The 1,057-nt window shown below is 71.1% G+C and carries 2 protein-coding genes; both read right to left on the bottom strand.

The window, feature by feature from the left end; genetic code table 11:
• Window positions 1–364, bottom strand: a 364-nt coding sequence (locus PKH97_RS08515; RefSeq protein WP_324386979.1) for a sigma factor, incomplete at its 3' end; no start/stop codon positions are given.
• Window positions 295–1,057: nitronate monooxygenase (locus PKH97_RS08510; protein WP_324386978.1), on the bottom strand; the 763-nt coding region annotated here is incomplete at its 5' end. The genes PKH97_RS08510 and PKH97_RS08515, both read right to left, overlap by 70 nt.

Raw genomic sequence — 1,057 nt, 5'->3', positions numbered from 1 at the left:
CGGCGATGTAGTGGAGAACGACCGTATGCCGTTGTTGCTCAGGAAGTTTGCGCAGGGCCGCGACTAGTGTGGCCCGGTCGAGACTGAGTTCGTCGGGCACGCGCTGCTCGGGCACCAGCCGCGTCAACTCACGCCCGCGCGCCAGCCGGCGCCAGCGGCTCACGGCATACCGATGGGCGGTGGTGCGGATCCAGGCGTCGCGGGACGCGACATCGGTCAATGCCGCTCGGCGATCCCAGAAGCGGACGAACGCCTCCTGGACCGCGTCCTGCGCCTCGGCCCGGTCGCCAAGGATCAGCGTGAGCTGACCGACCAGCCGCGGGTATGCGGTGGCATACCACCGGTCGAACTCCGCGGGGTCCATCTCGACCTCCTTGTGAACGCATTGTCGTGATAGAGACGCACGGGGGCAGGCAGATGGTTGTCGTTGACTTGAGCCCCGGCAATCTGGGGAGTCAGCAAGCGCACCACGTCGGCGGGCGAGAGGTCGGTGCCGGCGCGCCAGCCGGCGCCGGCCCACAGGTGGGTCCATTCGGCATCGCCGTCCCTGGTTGCGGCGGCCCCGCAGCGGCCGGGTGAGTTGGTGCACTGCGGGATAGCCGATCGGCGCGACTGCATCGAGCTGTGCCGTAAGGAATTGCGCAACCCTCGGGCGACGCGTCCCGTGAAGGCCCGGGTGGCCAGGCTCTCGGTGAACGGCCGTCGACAAGTGCGGCACGGGTGCGTGGCGCTCGTGCCGGCCTCCGGGGAGCGCAGGAAGGCCGTGCCGCATTGCGCCGCGAGGGCGCCCAGATCGAGCACGCGACGGACATCCGCGGCCGACATGAGCCCGCCCGCCGCGATCAGCGGCAGCGCGATGGCCGCGCGAACAGCCGCGAGCAACTCGTCGAGTGGGCGGGTGTCGGGTTCGGTGGCCCCTGAGTGCGTCCCCCGATGACCGCCGGACTCCGGGCCTTGCACGACGAGCGCGTCGACGCCGAGGGCGTCGGCGGCCAGCGCCTCCTCGGGTGACGTCACGGTCGCCAGCACGACGATCCCGGCAGCCCGCAAGCTCGCG

Source organism: Nostocoides sp. (assembly GCF_035343835.1).
Lineage (GTDB): Bacteria > Actinomycetota > Actinomycetes > Actinomycetales > Dermatophilaceae > Nostocoides_A > Nostocoides_A vanveenii.
Note: the sequence above shows the minus strand (reverse complement) of the source record. Positions and strands in the feature narration are given on the sequence as shown.